At 51.8% G+C, this 15,111-nt stretch carries 16 protein-coding genes; 11 read left to right on the forward strand and 5 right to left on the reverse strand.

Annotated elements, in window-relative coordinates:
- The 11 genes from dxs (at nt 1) to rsfS (ending at nt 9,972) form a co-directional block, all read left to right on the forward strand.
- Complete coding sequence (gene dxs, locus L2W48_RS04750) at nt 1-1,866, forward strand: 1-deoxy-D-xylulose-5-phosphate synthase (RefSeq protein WP_236098876.1); 1,866 nt, start codon at nt 1-3, stop codon at nt 1,864-1,866.
- A complete protein-coding gene (locus L2W48_RS04755; RefSeq protein ID WP_236098877.1) occupies nt 1,838-2,650 on the forward strand; it encodes a TlyA family RNA methyltransferase in 813 nt (270 codons plus the stop codon). Before dxs ends, L2W48_RS04755 begins: the two co-directional genes overlap by 29 nt.
- A complete protein-coding gene (locus L2W48_RS04760; protein ID WP_236098878.1) occupies nt 2,647-3,531 on the forward strand; it encodes an NAD(+)/NADH kinase in 885 nt (294 codons plus the stop codon). Before L2W48_RS04755 ends, L2W48_RS04760 begins: the two co-directional genes overlap by 4 nt.
- 4 nt (nt 3,532-3,535) lie before the next feature.
- Nucleotides 3,536-5,200, forward strand: coding sequence for a DNA repair protein RecN (locus tag L2W48_RS04765; RefSeq protein WP_236098879.1), 1,665 nt, complete (start codon nt 3,536-3,538; stop codon nt 5,198-5,200).
- Nucleotides 5,201-5,353: 153 nt separating this feature from the next.
- Nucleotides 5,354-5,665, forward strand: coding sequence for a 50S ribosomal protein L21 (gene rplU, locus L2W48_RS04770; protein WP_236098880.1), 312 nt, complete (start codon nt 5,354-5,356; stop codon nt 5,663-5,665).
- Nucleotides 5,665-5,994: a ribosomal-processing cysteine protease Prp gene (locus L2W48_RS04775; RefSeq protein ID WP_236098881.1), complete on the forward strand. Its 330-nt coding sequence runs from the start codon at nt 5,665-5,667 to the stop codon at nt 5,992-5,994. The genes rplU and L2W48_RS04775 overlap by 1 nt, the downstream gene beginning before the upstream one ends.
- Nucleotides 5,984-6,277, forward strand: a complete 294-nt coding sequence (rpmA, locus tag L2W48_RS04780; protein WP_005662037.1) for a 50S ribosomal protein L27 — start codon at nt 5,984-5,986, stop codon at nt 6,275-6,277. The genes L2W48_RS04775 and rpmA overlap by 11 nt, the downstream gene beginning before the upstream one ends.
- 127 nt (nt 6,278-6,404) lie before the next feature.
- Nucleotides 6,405-7,706: a GTPase ObgE gene (gene obgE, locus L2W48_RS04785; RefSeq protein WP_236098882.1), complete on the forward strand. Its 1,302-nt coding sequence runs from the start codon at nt 6,405-6,407 to the stop codon at nt 7,704-7,706.
- Nucleotides 7,707-7,714: 8 nt separating this feature from the next.
- Nucleotides 7,715-8,353, forward strand: a complete 639-nt coding sequence (gene nadD, locus L2W48_RS04790; RefSeq protein ID WP_236098883.1) for a nicotinate-nucleotide adenylyltransferase — start codon at nt 7,715-7,717, stop codon at nt 8,351-8,353.
- A 14-nt stretch (nt 8,354-8,367) separates the two neighbouring features.
- On the forward strand, nt 8,368-9,609 hold the full coding sequence (locus L2W48_RS04795; protein ID WP_236098884.1) for an LCP family protein: 1,242 nt from the start codon (nt 8,368-8,370) through the stop codon (nt 9,607-9,609).
- 15 nt (nt 9,610-9,624) lie between these two features.
- Nucleotides 9,625-9,972: a ribosome silencing factor gene (gene rsfS, locus L2W48_RS04800; RefSeq protein WP_236098885.1), complete on the forward strand. Its 348-nt coding sequence runs from the start codon at nt 9,625-9,627 to the stop codon at nt 9,970-9,972.
- 129 nt (nt 9,973-10,101) lie between these two features.
- Here the strand turns inward: rsfS and tpiA are convergent, their stop codons facing one another.
- The 5 genes from tpiA to L2W48_RS04825 form a co-directional block, all read right to left on the reverse strand.
- Nucleotides 10,102-10,845, reverse strand: a complete 744-nt coding sequence (tpiA, locus tag L2W48_RS04805) for a triose-phosphate isomerase (RefSeq protein ID WP_236098886.1) — start codon at nt 10,843-10,845, stop codon at nt 10,102-10,104.
- A gap of 13 nt (nt 10,846-10,858) precedes the next feature.
- Nucleotides 10,859-12,043, reverse strand: coding sequence for a phosphoglycerate kinase (locus L2W48_RS04810; protein ID WP_236098887.1), 1,185 nt, complete (start codon nt 12,041-12,043; stop codon nt 10,859-10,861).
- Between the two features lie 3 nt (nt 12,044-12,046).
- Nucleotides 12,047-13,066: a type I glyceraldehyde-3-phosphate dehydrogenase gene (gene gap / locus L2W48_RS04815; protein ID WP_236098888.1), complete on the reverse strand. Its 1,020-nt coding sequence runs from the start codon at nt 13,064-13,066 to the stop codon at nt 12,047-12,049.
- Between the two features lie 25 nt (nt 13,067-13,091).
- Nucleotides 13,092-13,814, reverse strand: a complete 723-nt coding sequence (whiA, locus tag L2W48_RS04820) for a DNA-binding protein WhiA (protein WP_236114810.1) — start codon at nt 13,812-13,814, stop codon at nt 13,092-13,094.
- Nucleotides 13,815-13,982: 168 nt separating this feature from the next.
- Nucleotides 13,983-15,095 carry a gluconeogenesis factor YvcK family protein gene (locus tag L2W48_RS04825; protein ID WP_236098890.1) on the reverse strand — a complete coding sequence of 371 codons (1,113 nt, stop codon included), beginning with the start codon at nt 15,093-15,095 and terminating at the stop codon, nt 13,983-13,985.
- Nucleotides 15,096-15,111: the final 16 nt, after the last annotated feature.

Consider the following 15,111-nt stretch of genomic DNA (forward strand, 5'->3'; position numbering starts at 1 on the left):
ATGTCTATACTCGAAAACATGGAAGGACCGGATGAACTGGAGAGGTTAAACTACGCGGATGTAGACGTCCTCTGTCAGGACGTCAGGGATATGATAACCGACGTGGTATTCGAAAACGGTGGACATCTTGCCTCGTCTCTCGGAGCGGTTGAGCTAACGGTATCGATATTGAGGAACTTCGATCCTTATAGCGATCGAATCGTATTCGACGTGGGACATCAGACCTACCCCTACAAGATACTGACCGACAGAAGAGATCGTTTCCACTCGGTGAGAAGCCTGGGGGGAATCAGCGGCTTCCCCAAAAGATCCGAGAGTCCCTGCGATCATTTCGACGTCGGACACAGCAGCACGTCCCTGTCCGCTGCTTTAGGCTACGCAAAGGCCAGAGATCTCCTGAAAAAAGATCACGAAGTCGTGGCGATAATAGGTGACGGCTCCATAATAAACGGGATGGCCTTCGAGGCTTTGAACCACCTCAAGGAAGCGGATACGAAGGTAATATTCGTCCTGAACGACAACGACATGGCAATAAGCCCGAGAATCGGCGGTGCAGCGAATCATTTCGCTCACCTCAGCGCCAACCCCTATTACCGCAAGCTCAAAAAGGCCATCAAGGAATGTTGCAAAGGCATCCCTAAAGGGGAGACCATCGAGCACATATTGGGGAAGGCTAAGGATCAGATAAAGAGTCTGGTGAAGCCGGAAAACCTCTTCGACTCCCTCGATATAGATTACTGGGGCCCCTTCGACGGGCATTCGGTGGAGGAGATGGACTTGATATTCTCCCTCGCAAGGAAGTTCGATAAATCTGTCCTGATCCATCTTATAACCCAAAAGGGAAGAGGTCTCGAGATGGCGGAGAGAGAACCGAGCGTTTACCACGGAGTCCCTTCCGCTTTATCCCGGTTGAAAAAGGCCTCGAAAAGCTGGAGCCAGGCCGTAGCGGACGAAATAGGAGATCTGGCGGAAAGGGATCTCAGTGTCGTGGCCCTCACGCCTGCTATGAAAGAAGGATCTAAGCTCAACGGTTTTGCGGAAAGCTTTCCCGATCGTTTTTTCGACGTGGGAATAGCCGAAGAACACATGGTTACCATGGCCGCCGGGATGGCGGCAGGGGGGCTTAAACCGGTCGCTTTCATATATTCCACCTTTCTTCAAAGGGCGATGGATCAGATGGCCCTGGACGTCTGCCTCCAAAATCTACCTGTATTATTCGCTATAGACCGAGCCGGCATGGTCGGAGAGGACGGAGAGACCCATCAGGGACTCTTCGATATCGGATGGTGTCGAATGATTCCGAACCTGGTCGTTCAGGCTCCCAGAGATCTGGTGGATCTTAAAGCAATGATCGCCGAGGCGATGAATAGAGATGGGCCTACCGCTATAAGGTACCCCAGAGGAGCGGTGGTTACCTCTCTTTGTCGAGAGGGATCGAGATCGGTGCAGGGGCTTAGGGCGGAAATACTCTATCCCTCGCTGGGAGATGTTACCTATATGGGCATAGGGAAGACAGTGAACTTCTTAGCCCAAGCCAGAGACGAGGCCATTAGGAGGCTTTGTCCTTCTCCCGGCCTAGTTGATCTGAGGACCATCGCCCCTCTGGACTATGAGACCCTGGACCCCATACTTCTGAGAGGCGGCACCTTAGTAACCGCCGAGGACGGCTATCTGGACGGAGGCATAGGAGAGGCTATAGCGGCCAGAGCCGCAGAGCTCAACGCCGACGTATCCATTCATCGTATGGGAGTAAAAAAAGCCTTCCTTCCTCATGGAACGGTTGAGGATCAATGGGAGATATGCGGCATGACCCTGGAGAAAGCGGTGTCTTTTTGCGGTGAAAAAACGGAAAGAAAGACTGGATAAAAGAATGGTCGAGCTGGGGCTCTCCGAGACGAGAAGTCGAGCTCAGGCAGTTATCATGAGCGGCGAGGTTCTGTTGAACGGCGAGGTCGCGGATAAGGCCGGTACTCCTGTCGGCCTGGATGATCTGGTCGAACTTAAAGCCAAAGGGCGTACGGAATGGGCCAGTCGTGGAGCTTACAAACTTCTTGGAGGATTGGATTCCTTTCCCGTGTCGCCGGAGGGCAGGGTCTGTCTGGATGTGGGGGCCTCCACCGGAGGCTTTACCGATGTCCTACTGTCCAGAGGGGCGGAAAAGGTCTATGCCGTGGACGTGGGGTACGGGCAGCTTCATTGGAGATTGAGGACCGATCCCAGGGTCGTCATTATGGAGAGGACGAATGCCAGGTATATCGTCCCGGAGGATTTCTCGCCTCTGCCGTCACTTGCCGTCATGGACGCCTCTTTTATCTCGATAAGGCTCTTGCTCCCTGCTCTTGAGAGGATTCTTCCCGACGGCGGAGAGATATTAACCTTGGTCAAGCCTCAATTCGAGGCGGGGCGAGATAGGATCGGGAAGGGTGGAGTGGTGAAATCGTCCAAGCTACATTTGGATATCCTGAGAGAGCTGAACGATTTTATCTCTTCCGATACGAACCTGGGGCTTCGTGGCTGTGTCCCCTCTCCCATAAAGGGCCCCAAGGGGAACGTAGAATTTCTCTTTTATCTCGTTAAGGGGGACTCGTCGCTCTCCATCGACCTGGCAGCCGAGGTTGAGAAAGCCCACGAGGGGGAAATGGATGGATGACTCTGAATAAGGTCTTGGGACTTATCGTCAACACCCAGAAGCCGAAGGCTATAGAGACGGCTCTTAAGCTTTTGCGTTGGGCACCGGAAAACGGGATAACGTTCAGACTTCCGCCTATGGAGGCCTCCGTTTTGGGGATGCCGGTGAACGACAGAGGCTGGAAGGACGGCATATCCGTGGCGATCGTCATAGGCGGAGACGGCACGTTTCTCAGGGCCGCTCGTTATGTCTTGGACGATCATATAGCTCTTTATGGAGTAAACCTGGGACGTCTCGGTTTTCTAGCCGCCGGCGACAGGGAAAACGTGGAAGACGATGTCCTCAAAATAGTCGCGGGAGACTATCAGATCCAAAGAAGACAGCTCATGCTAGGCGAACTTTACCGATCGAACCACAGGGAACACGTCCTATATGCTCTCAACGATCTGGTTCTGACCAAGGGAGCTCTCGCAAGGGTCATGGAGGTCGATATCAAGGTCTGCGGCAAGCCGACCAGCGTACTCAGGGCGGACGGCATAATAGCCTCGACTCCGACCGGGTCGACGGCATACGCTCTATCGGCGGGAGGACCGATAGTACCTCCTCACGTACCCTGCATGATCATGGCCCCCATCTGTGCCCATACTCTCTATGCCAGGCCCATGGTTCTCGGACCGGAGGACGTCCTTACCCTCTCTCCCAAGGGGGAGAGCCGAGATATAACCCTCACCCAAGACGGCCAACTCGGATACGAGATACTTCCGGGAGATAGGATCGATATAAGTCTGGCAAAAAACAAAGCGGTGGACACCCTTTGGCTGCCGGGAAGGGACTACTACGATCTTTTAAGTAAAAAACTCATGTGGGGACAGACCTTCTACGTCTCCGACGACGAGGAGTGATCTCTTGATAGAGGAACTTCATATACGTCATATAGGAGGTATAAGGGAGAGTCACCTTCAATTTTCCTCCGGTCTGACAGCCATAACAGGCGAAAGCGGAGCTGGCAAAAGCAGCGTGGTCAGAGCCTTGGAGCTTGCGTCCGGAAAGAGGGCCTCTTCCTCCATAATAAGGTCCGGTAGCGACTCGGCAGAGGTGGAGGCCGTTTATCTTTTCGACGAGGAAGACCCCGATTTTCTCTACGGTTCGGAGGACGGGCGTCTGTTCGTAAGAAGGGAGATCGTAAAAAACGGACGAGGAAAGGTGCTCCTTCAAAACAGACAGGCTCCTGTAGGAGTCCTTTCGGAGGTATCTCAAAGGCTGATAACTATACAGAGTCAGTTCGCTCAGTTAGAGCTGCTGGATCAGGATAAACAGCTGCTTATCCTGGATCTCTGCGGTGGGGAGGAACTGAAAAAACTTCGGGAAAATCTGAGGGAGCAGGTCAAGGCGACCATATCCATAGAGAAGGAGCTTCAGAGCCTCCGACAACGACAGAGATCCGTCACGGATCGATTTAAAAGCGCCGAGGAAGTAGTCCACCGCTGGAGAAAGATGGATATCTCCGAGGAAAGCGAGGCCCTCTGGGAAGAGGAGTACAGAAGGCTGTCGGAGGAACTTGGCCGTCTGAACGACCTTCGTAAAATCGTCATAAGGATGAAAAACGACGAACCGGGAAGCGTCAAGGAAGAGTTGGACGATTTGATCCATCGTCTATCTCAGCTTCTCCCCAGGGATAGATGCGATGAGCTATCCCCGCATATGGAAGCTATAGTTGAGGGGTACGGGGCTCTCCTAAACGAACTCGAAAGCGATTCCGACGAGGATCGTCGATCCGCCGTAGAGGAAAGCGTCGAAGAGCTTGAGTCAAAGATAGGCCACCTCAGGAAACTTAAAAGAACGGCCGGTGTGACATCTCTGAAAGAGCTTATCCTTTACTGTAGAGAGGCGGACCAGGAGCTGGATTGGCTGTCCAAGAGTAACGATCTTAGACAGGGCCTGGAGAAGGACGTGGAGGAGCACAGGAAAATCGCGTCCAGGATGGCCTTGGCTCTTAGAAAGCTGAGAAAAGAGGCGGCTTTATGGCTTGAGGCCAGGGTAAACCGATGCCTGACCGAGATGGCTATGGAGGACGCTCGCTTTTCGGTGGGGCTGATAGAGGAGACAAAACTCAGACCCAACGGGGCGGACTTGGTCGAGTTCCGACTTGCATGGGGAAGGAACGAGCCAGGACCGGTCTCTAAGATGGCATCCGGAGGTGAATTAAGCCGCATCCTTTTGGCCATAAGGCTATCCCTTCCGGAGGAAGATCGACCCCCTACCGTCGTTTTCGACGAGGTGGAGGCCGGTTTGGGAGGTAGAGCAGCGGTGTTGGCCGGTCTGAAGCTGAGAGACCTGTCCCGCAGGTGCCAGGTGATAATGATTACCCATGAGGCATCTATCGCGGCCCTGGCGGACAGACATCTGGTCGTCAAAAGAGACGGGATGGACAGTGATATATCCGAACTAGAGGACGAAGAGAGGGTGTCCGAGATAGCTAGGATGCTCTCCGGCGATCTGGATATGGACGAGGCCAGATCCCATGCCTCCATGCTCTTGAGACGAGGGGATGTGCCCGCATCCGTGGAGTAGATAGAGATGCCTAAAAGCGCAAGCCCTCGGTGAAAATCGTATCTCCTTGACTTGTGTGGACCTTTCCCTTAAAATGCAAAGGCTGTTGATATACCGCGTGAGACGGGTCTTTAAAAGCTAAGCTACCCGTGCTCAGCGAGAGGAGGAAATATAATGTACGCAATAATCGAAACCGGTGGAAAGCAATATCGAGTTCAGCCAGGAGACGAGCTCAAGATCGAGAAGTTGGCGATCGAGGAGAACGATCAGGTCTCCTTCGACAAGGTCCTTCTTGTAGGCTCGGAGAACGACGTTAAGGTCGGTACCCCCCATGTAGAGGGAGTCTCGGTAAAAGGAACCGTTCTCTCCAATGGCAAGAACAAGAAACTGATCGTCTTCAAGTACAAGAACAAGACTAAATACAGAAGATTCAGAGGGCACAGACAGCCCTTCAGTCTGGTCAGAATCGACTCTATCGACGGCTGATGACCAAGGTGGTGATCTCCCGACGGAATGGTTTTATACACGCTCTGTCGGTGGAGGGACATTCAGGATATGCCCCTTCGGGGGAGGATATCGTCTGTGCCGCGGTCACCACGCTTGTCCAGGCTCTCCATATAGGTCTTTCCGACGTCCTCGGTAAACCCGTGGATACCTGTGTAGACCAGGAAAGCACAAAGATAGCCCTTGAATGGCACGGTATGTCGTCGGAGGTTCAGGCGATAGCCGCAACGATCTGCGAGAGCTTCAGGGCTCTTGCGGAAACCTATCCGGAAAATGTACAATTGGTGGAGGTGCAGGAAGATGCTTCGTAATCTATTAAGTCTTCAGTTTTTCGCCCATAAAAAGGGACAGGGGAGTAGCTCGAACGGAAGAGACTCTCGTGGACAGAGGCTTGGCCTCAAGCTCAGCGACGGTCAGATAGCCAAGGCCGGCAATATTATCGTTCGTCAGAGGGGAACGTCCTTTCATCCTGGCGTCAACGTCGGACTTGGCAAGGATTATACCCTGTTCGCTTTGAAGGACGGTATAGTCCGTTTCAAGAACAAGGGTACTAGAAAGTACGTCACCATAGAAGAACTCACCCCGGCCGTTTAAGAGAACTTCCTGCTTGGTCGAGAGTGATCTACTCAGGAACATAAGTTCTTTTATCCAGCTTTCTAGCGGGCCTAGGTAATCCTTGGCCCGTTTTTTGTCATTCTCACCCTGGAGGGTAGGTACAACTATGAAATTTGTAGATATAGTAACCATACAGGTGGCTGCCGGTAGAGGCGGTAACGGATGTATGAGTTTTCGCAGGGAAAAATTCGTTCCCAAAGGAGGTCCCGACGGCGGAAACGGCGGAAGGGGCGGCCATATTTTTCTCGAGGCCACCACGGATCTGCATACCCTGGCGGACTTCGAGTACTCTAGACATATTTCGTCCAACAACGGAGCTCACGGACAGGGAGCCAGAAAATTCGGTGCCAACGCATCTGACGTGGTGATAAAGGTGCCATGTGGTACCATCGTTTTCGACAAGGAGACGGGCGAGCCCCTGGCGGACTTGGTGGAACCCGGCGACCGTTGTCTGGTGGCCAAAGGTGGGAGAGGCGGGAAGGGCAACGCCCATTTCGCCAACTCCAGGAGGCGTGCGCCCCGTTTTTCCGAAAAAGGCGAGGATGGGGAAAAACGAAAGATAACCATGGAGCTCAAACTGATCGCCGATGTAGCTCTGGTAGGGGTTCCTAACGCGGGAAAATCGTCCCTTTTGGCGGCGATATCAAACGCCACACCTAAGATAGCCGATTATCCCTTTACCACTTTATCCCCTAACCTCGGAGTCATGAAGATCGACCAGGATAAAATTGTCGTAGCCGACATACCGGGACTTATAGAAGGAGCTCATCAGAATAAAGGACTAGGTCATTACTTTCTTCGTCACATAGAGAGGACGAGGGTCATCGTCCACGTCCTGGATCTCAGCTCCGGGTCCCTTGAGAACGTCGTGAATCAATGGAAGACCGTTTTGGATGAGTTCCGGGCATACAATGCCGATCTGCTGGAGCGACCTTATATAGTCGTGGGGAACAAGATCGACATAGACTCGGCCAGGAATTTGATCGATCAGACAGGTGAATTCTTCTCCCAAAAGGGTATCCGCTTTATCGCTACAAGCGCTTTGAGTGGAGAAGGGGTCCAGGAATTCATGGATCATATAGTCTCACTGTCCAGAGAACATCCAAGACCTACTGGGACCACTAGGCTGTTCGCGACGGTGGAGGAGGATCTTCCGGAAAGAAGAACCAGGGATAAGGTTCAGATCCTCAGGCTTCACGAATCCGGCTGCTTCAGGGTTATTCACCCCAGGATAGAGGCAGCTTCTGCCAGATACGATTTCGGTCAAGAAGAGGCTGCTGTGAGGTTTATGAGGATACTTAGACAATATAAGGTGGAGGAACTCCTGGAGGCAAGCGGAGCTCAGGAGGGAGACACCATATATATAGGCGACGTCGCGTTCGAGTTCCAGCCGGAACGGGCTTACTGAGAACCGTCATGGCCTCTGTCCGTAAGATCGGCGTGATGGGAGGAACCTTCGATCCTATACATCACGGACATCTAGTAGCGGCGGAAGAAGCCTACCACGCCTTAGGCCTGGAGAGGGTTATATTCATCCCCACTGGAGATTCTTTTCATAAAAAAGACAGGCGAGTCACGTCTCCGGAAGACAGATACATGATGACCTGTCTGGCTACCTTGGAAAACGATCATTTTAGGGTCTCTCGGATCGAGATAGACAGACATGAACCTAGCTATACAGTGGAGACCATGAGAGAGATGAGCCATTGGTATCCCGAGGGTACCGCCTCCTTCTACTTTATCACCGGGGTGGATGCGGTTATGACGATGGAGAACTGGCATGAACACGAATATCTTCCCGGATTATGCACCATCGTGGCGGTAAGTCGTCCTGGTTACGACCGTGATGAAAGCCAGGTAGAAATCCCCTTCCCCGGCTTTCTAGGGAACTCGGTCGTTCCTCTCTCCATTCCATCTCTGTCCATATCGAGCACCGACATAAGGAAACGGGTTGCAAAAGGGGAAAACATAAGGTATTTAGTTCCTCCTCTGGTGGAAAAGTTTATAGATAAGAAAGGGCTTTACAGGAAGGACGGATCGGGACATAGAGCATAAAAGAGGTGAAATCGATGGTACGAAAGACGAGGATCCTTTTCCTAATATTCGTCGCTCTCGTCGCCACTGTCGCTGGAGGAGCCTGGCGATTGAAGGGATTGGTCTCTCCGGAGGCGCAGGATATAAAGCAAAAAATCCAGTTCGACGAAAAAACCGGAAGTATAAACATACTGGCCCTGGGGGTCGACGACGTAGAAGGGGTGCATAGGTCGGATACTATAGCCTTCATCACCCTGGATATAGACAACAAGAGGATAAAGGTGATGTCTCTTCCGAGGGATACCAGGACGACCATAAGAGACCATGGAACTCAAAAGATAAATCATTCCTACGCTTACGGTGGGGTAGACCTTCTCAAGGAAACTGTCGTTAACCTGATAGGAATGCCGATACATTATACTTTGGCGGTAAACTATGAGAGTTTCCCTAAAATAGTGGACTCTCTCGGCGGTATCGACGTAGACGTTCAGAAAAATCTTCATTATAGGGATAACGCCGGTGGATTATACATAAACATCAAAAAGGGATGGCGTCATCTGGACGGCAAGACCGCCCTCGAGTACGTTCGATTTCGTCACGATGCTCTCGGCGATATAGGACGTATCAAAAGGCAACAGAGATTCCTGAAGGCTCTGCTTAAAAAGCTTTACGATCCTTCTACCATGTCCCATTTGCCGGAGATAACAGAGGAAATTCTCTCCGTGGTGGAGACCGACATACCTCCGAGTCAGGCCTTACAGTTGATAAGCTATCTAAAGGACATCTCTCCCGAGAGGATCTCTTTTTTCACCATGCCAGGAAAGGCCGCGATGATAAACGGAGCCAGCTATTGGTCGCCGGATCTGCTCCAGACCTCTACTTTGTTGACGTCCAGTCAGGACCTGTCTGGTGCGATGGACCTAAGCGGTCAGGATGAAGCAAAGGCAGGACTCGTAGAGGGTCTCGTGTCCGAGATAAACCGCCCTATCGCAGTTTTAAACGGAGATGGGACCTCTGGGCTTGGAAAAGAGATATCCTCCAGACTTGAAAAACACGGTATAGAGGTCGCTTACGTAGGCAACGCCAAGCATTTTGACTTTCACTACAGCACTATAAACTATAAACCCGGCGAGGACTCCAAAGATGTCGCCCTTGCCTTGGCTAGGCTTTCCGGGATACCGGAAAATCTGGTCAAAGAGGACCGAGGGGCCTCCTATAGTGCAACTTTGATATTAGGACATGACAAAGACAGGATAATCGCTAATTTAGACAGATAGGGGAGGGATATCTTCGTGGAATACAGCAAACAAGCCGATTCGGTAGCAAGAGCCGTTTCCGACAAAAGGGGAAACGACGTCACGATAATGGACGTCAGAGAGGGGTCTACCATTGCGGAGGAATTCGTGGTCGTCACCGCCAATTCGGACGTTCACATGAAGACGCTCTGCGAAGCGGCATCGGACGCTTTAGAAGAGTTGGGGCTATCTCATGCCGTCGAGGGCCAGACCAGTTCAATGTGGCGTTTGATAGATGCGGGATACCTGCTGGTTCACGTCTTCAGCTCCAAGGGTAGAGAGTTCTACGATCTGGAGAGGATATGGGGAGATCATCCTCACGTGAGGTTGGAAAATCAAGACTGATTCTAGAATGGCCCGGACCTCGGAATACCGGGCCATTCTTTTATAGAATCCATGTCCTATAATATATCTTATGTTGCTTTTATGACAAAAAGAGACAGGGGCACACATAAAGTTGTGCCCCTGTCTCTTTTATCGAACCATATATAGGAAAGATCCAGGATCTAAGGAAGCTCCTCCTACGAGTCCGCCGTCTATATCGGTCATGGAGAACAGACTTTCCGAGTTGTCCGGTTTTACGCTTCCTCCGTATAGGATAGGAACCGTGGCACCGGCGAAGCGACCTGAGAGCCATTTTCTTATGGCCCCGCATACTTCCTGGGCGTCCTCGGGAGAGGCGGAACGTCCCGTTCCTATAGCCCATACGGGCTCGTAGGCCACTACGAGCGAATCGGACTGGATCTTATCTCCTGAGAGTCCGGATTTCAACTGCCTCTCGACCGTCTCCCAGGTAACTCCCCTATCCCGCTCCTCCAACGTCTCTCCTACGCATAAAACGGTCCTCAGCCCTCGGCTACAACAGGCATTCACCTTGGCTGCTATACGTTCTTCCGATTCTCCAAAGACGTGACGTCTCTCGCTATGACCGATCAGGCTGTATTCGGCTCCACAGTCTAGGGCCATTTCCACCGAGATCTCGCCCGTATAGGCACCCTTGTCGGCCTCGTGAACGTTTTGAACCCCTATGGAAAGCTTGTCCGCCACGCCCATCGATTTCGCAAGTCTGACGGTTCTCTCCAGATAGACGAAAGGGGGAAATATCGCCATTACCGTTTCCGATTTTTCAGGAAAACTTGAGGCTAGATCATGAAAAAAACGATCTATCTCAGCTCCGTTCATGTTCATCTTCCAGTTCCCGAAAAGATAGTTTTTCATGGCTCCTACCGCCTTAATCGAGCAAAAGAGGAGCTATGCCGGGAAGGACTTTCCCCTCGCAGAACTCGAGACTGGCTCCTCCTCCGGTAGACACATGGGAAACCTTCGACCTGTACCCCATAGAGGATACCGCCGAGGCAGTATCTCCTCCACCTACTACGGAGAAAGCCCCTTGCGATGTAGCTTTAGCCACTGCATCGCATAGGCCCTTGGTTCCCCTGGAGAAAGTCTCGACCTCGAAAACTCCGGACGGGCCATTCCAGAGTATGGTCTTTGCTCCTTCGATGATCTTAGAGAATGCCCTTACGGATTCGGGACCTATATCCAGTCCCATCAAGTCGTCGGGGATTTCGTCGGCAGCACAGGAAGTAAGTCCCGATAAATCCTCTATAGATGTAGCCGCTACGACGTCGACAGGTAACTCCACCGTCACGCCCGATTTTTCCGCCTTCTCCAGCATGGAAGCGGCAAATTCGAGGTGCCCCTCGTCGAGAAGGGATTTGCCCACCGTACCACCTTTTGCCTTGAGGAACGTGAAGGCCATTCCTCCTCCTATCACTATGGAGGACACCTTGGACATGAGGTTGTCTATGACCCCTATCTTATCCGAGACCTTCGCTCCTCCCAATACGAGCACGAAAGGTGGTTCGGAATGGTCTCTCACCTTTGACAATGCGGATATCTCCTCGTCCAAAAGGTAGCCGGCGTAGGAATCGAGGTGTTCCTGAACTCCTACGGTGGAAGCATGAGCCCTGTGGGATGCACTGAAGGCATCCAACAGGAAGACATCGAAAGGAGCCGCCATGGAAAGGGAAAAGTCGGGGTCGTTGGCCTCTTCTTCCTTGTGGAATCTGGTGTTCTCCAACAGGAGGATCTTTCCCGTCGAGTTTCTCAGGGCTTTCTCCACTTTGGGACCGACGCAGTCCTCGACGAAGTCTACGGGGCCAAGCAGCTTTTCCACTGCCGGCACTACCGCCTTCAGGCTGAACTCTGGATTTATTTTGCCTTTCGGACGACCTAGATGGGAGGCCAAAGCTACGATAGCTCCAACGTCCTTCAAGGCCTTCAAGGTCGGCAGGTGGGCTCTTATCCTCGTGTCGTCCGATACGAGACCGTCTTTCAACGGAACGTTGAAGTCCACCCTCACCAGGACTTTCTTGCCCCTAAGAGAACCGTAGTCGGGAGTCCTTAGGTTCAAGTCCTACAGCCCCTTTCTGATCATGTGATTGACCAGGTCCAGACAACGGCACGAATATCCCCATTCGTTATCGTACCAAGACAGTACCTTGACCATGTTGTCTATAGCCATAGTATGGTTTGGGGCGAAGATAGAGGATCGACTGTCATGGACGAAGTCCATGGACACGCAGTCGTCCGTCTCGTATCCCAGATATCTGGACATGGATCCCTCGGAGTATTTTTTAACCGTAGAGTTGATTTCCTCTGCCGTAACCGATTTGGGAAGCTCGACGACGAGATCGACTACGGAGACGTTAGGAGTGGGGACCCTCAGGGCCATTCCGTTCAGTCTGCCCTTGAGTTCCGGAATTACCAAGCCTACAGCCTTGGCAGCTCCGGTTGAGGTAGGGACCATGGAGACGGCGGCCGCTCTTCCCCTGTGGAACTTTTTATGAGATGAGTCGACCGTTTTTTGGTCTCCTGTATAGGCGTGGACGGTTGTCATAACCCCTTTTACGATGTTGAACTCGTCGTTCAGGATCTTCGCCACAGGAGCTAGACAGTTGGTAGTACAGGAAGCGTTGGAGACGATGTGATGCACCGAGGGATCGTAAGACTCCTCGTTGACCCCCATCACAAAGGTTCCCAGCCCTTCTCCGCTGCCAGGTGCCGTGATTACCACCTTCTTAGCCCCTGAGTCGAGGTGTGCTTGGGCTTTTTCCGTATCCTTGTATATTCCAGATGCCTCGATTACGATATCAACTCCAAGGTCGCCCCAGTTAAACTGGTCCGGGGTCGAATGTCGAAGAGTGGCTATGGCCTTGCCGTCCACGAAGATATTTTCGTCGTCGTAGTCGACTTTTCCCTGATACCTGCGATGAACCGAATCGTACTTGAAAAGGTAGGCTCTCTGCTCCGAAGTCGAGCGACTGTTTGTCGCCACTATGTCTATCAACCCCTCCTGGTCGTACTCATGAAGGGCTCTGAGGACCAATCTTCCTATTCTACCAAAACCGTTAATTGCGACTTTAACCTTAGACATGGCGTATGACGCTCCTTTCGAGTTTTTAATCATCGTAGCTAAAACCGTAGGTCTCGGCGATGGACAGGATCTTTTTCCACCGATAAGTTACGGTACTCTTGCTTACGGGAGAGTTCATTGCAGATCCCAGTTCGTTCAGGCTGGCGCTTGGATTGGCGATTCTCAGATCGATAAGTTCGGCCAAATCGGGAGGTAGCTCATCTTCATGGCCGTTTTTCTTAAGGAATGTCGCAAGGGCTATCTGACGCCTAGCGGCATCGACGGTCTTTCTTATATTGGAGGCATCACAATTTACCAGACGATTAGCCCTGTCTCTCATGGATCTGACGATGGCCTTTTCCTCCATCTTCAAAGCTGCATCGGGTAATCCCATGCCTATCATTAGATCTACAATGTCGTTTTGACCTCTCACCATGGCTTCGACACAACCGGATCCCCTCCGATACGAGACGGAGAGGTCGTTTTTCTGAAGATGATCCTTTAGGCCCGTGAGTATTTCGTCGTAAGGAACTCGAAATAGAAAGTAATATCCTCGTTTAGGGAAAAATACAGAGCCTACGGCGCCGAATATCCCTCTGACCCAGGCCCAACGAATGAAGGAGCCGCTAAGCTCTTTCGACTGAATGGTTCTGAATAGGTCTATGGGCATCTCCAGTTGCACGGTACCTCTGTGTCTCTCTGGAACGTGCAACATTTTTCCCAGGTCAAAATAGCCTCCCCAGGAGGTTTTCTTCCACAAACGTCTCATACGATGAAAAATCCACAGTCTTCTGGAGGAGAGAATCACCCTATCTGCTTTCGTGATCTTGCGTCTCATGCAGGAAAATGTACCCGCTATTTCCGAGTCGGCCGATATCCGATCCGGAATATGGGACGATATCCATTCATCCCATATCTCACTGCTTAGAGAGTCCACTTAGAAAGTTCCACCGTCCTTCTTCTGTATCAAGGAGAAAATGGCCTCCGATAGATGTCCTCCGTCATGTCTTATGACCGGTTCTCCCTTTACTCGATCTACCCTTAGAAAAGAGCCCCGCAGGACCTTGCAGCCTTTTTCGTAAAGTTTGACCTCTTCGTCGTCGTTCAGATAGAGAGGTTCCGCACCCTCCGCTTTGTATCGTTCCAACAGTCCCCGTGGGACCTCCTGATCGTTCACTATGACGTAGTCAGGTAGTTTCCCTAGGACTTTCTCTATCCAATTTAGATGTTCCGTTACCGACATTCCCTCGGTCTCTCTAGGCTGTGTCATTATATTGGCCACGTATACGGTGGGAGCCAATCCCTTTTTTATCCTTTCTCTAAAATTTCTTATGAGAAGGTTGGGGATCACGCTTGTAAAGAGACTTCCGGGGCCTAATACGATAAGATCTGCCGTGTCTACAGCAGCCATAACCTCTTTGATAGGCTTTGCGTCCGACGGTTCCAGCCATATCTCGTCCAGGTCCGTGCCGAAATTTGAAATCTCGAGCTCTCCTTTGAATTGCTTCCCGTCGCTTGTCTTTCCCCGAAGAACGATGTTTTCAGTGGAGACCGGAAGAACGCGGCCTCTTATCGCTAGAAGTTGATTGATCCTCTCCACCGCCAGCTTAAAGTCTCCTGTCATCTCAGCCGAGGCCAACAACATGAGATTCCCCAGACTATGTCCAGCTAGGTCTCCTTTGTCGAAGCGAAAGTCCATAAAGGATCTCAATACGTCGTCGTTCTCGCTCAAAGCCACGATGCAGTTTCGGATATCTCCGGGGGGAAGGACTCCCCAGTCCCTGGTGATACGTCCCGAGCTACCGCCTTCATCGGTGACGGTTACGACCGCCGTTATGTTTTTCGTGAATCCTTTCAACCCCATCAGAAAGGCGGATAGACCGGTACCTCCGCCTACAGCCACCACATAAGGTCCAGATGAAAGACGAAAGGAGACACCGGAGTCTTTCGTCGGAGGGGACGATCGGACTCCTGTCCTTCCCCTCTTAAAGAGTGCTCCAGCGATAACACCTACTGAAAGTCCCCATAAAAAGGGCCATAGATGCCTCATAGAGTCATCTCCTCCC

Origin of the sequence: Dethiosulfovibrio russensis (genome assembly GCF_021568855.1) — a bacterium.
GTDB lineage: Bacteria > Synergistota > Synergistia > Synergistales > Dethiosulfovibrionaceae > Dethiosulfovibrio > Dethiosulfovibrio russensis.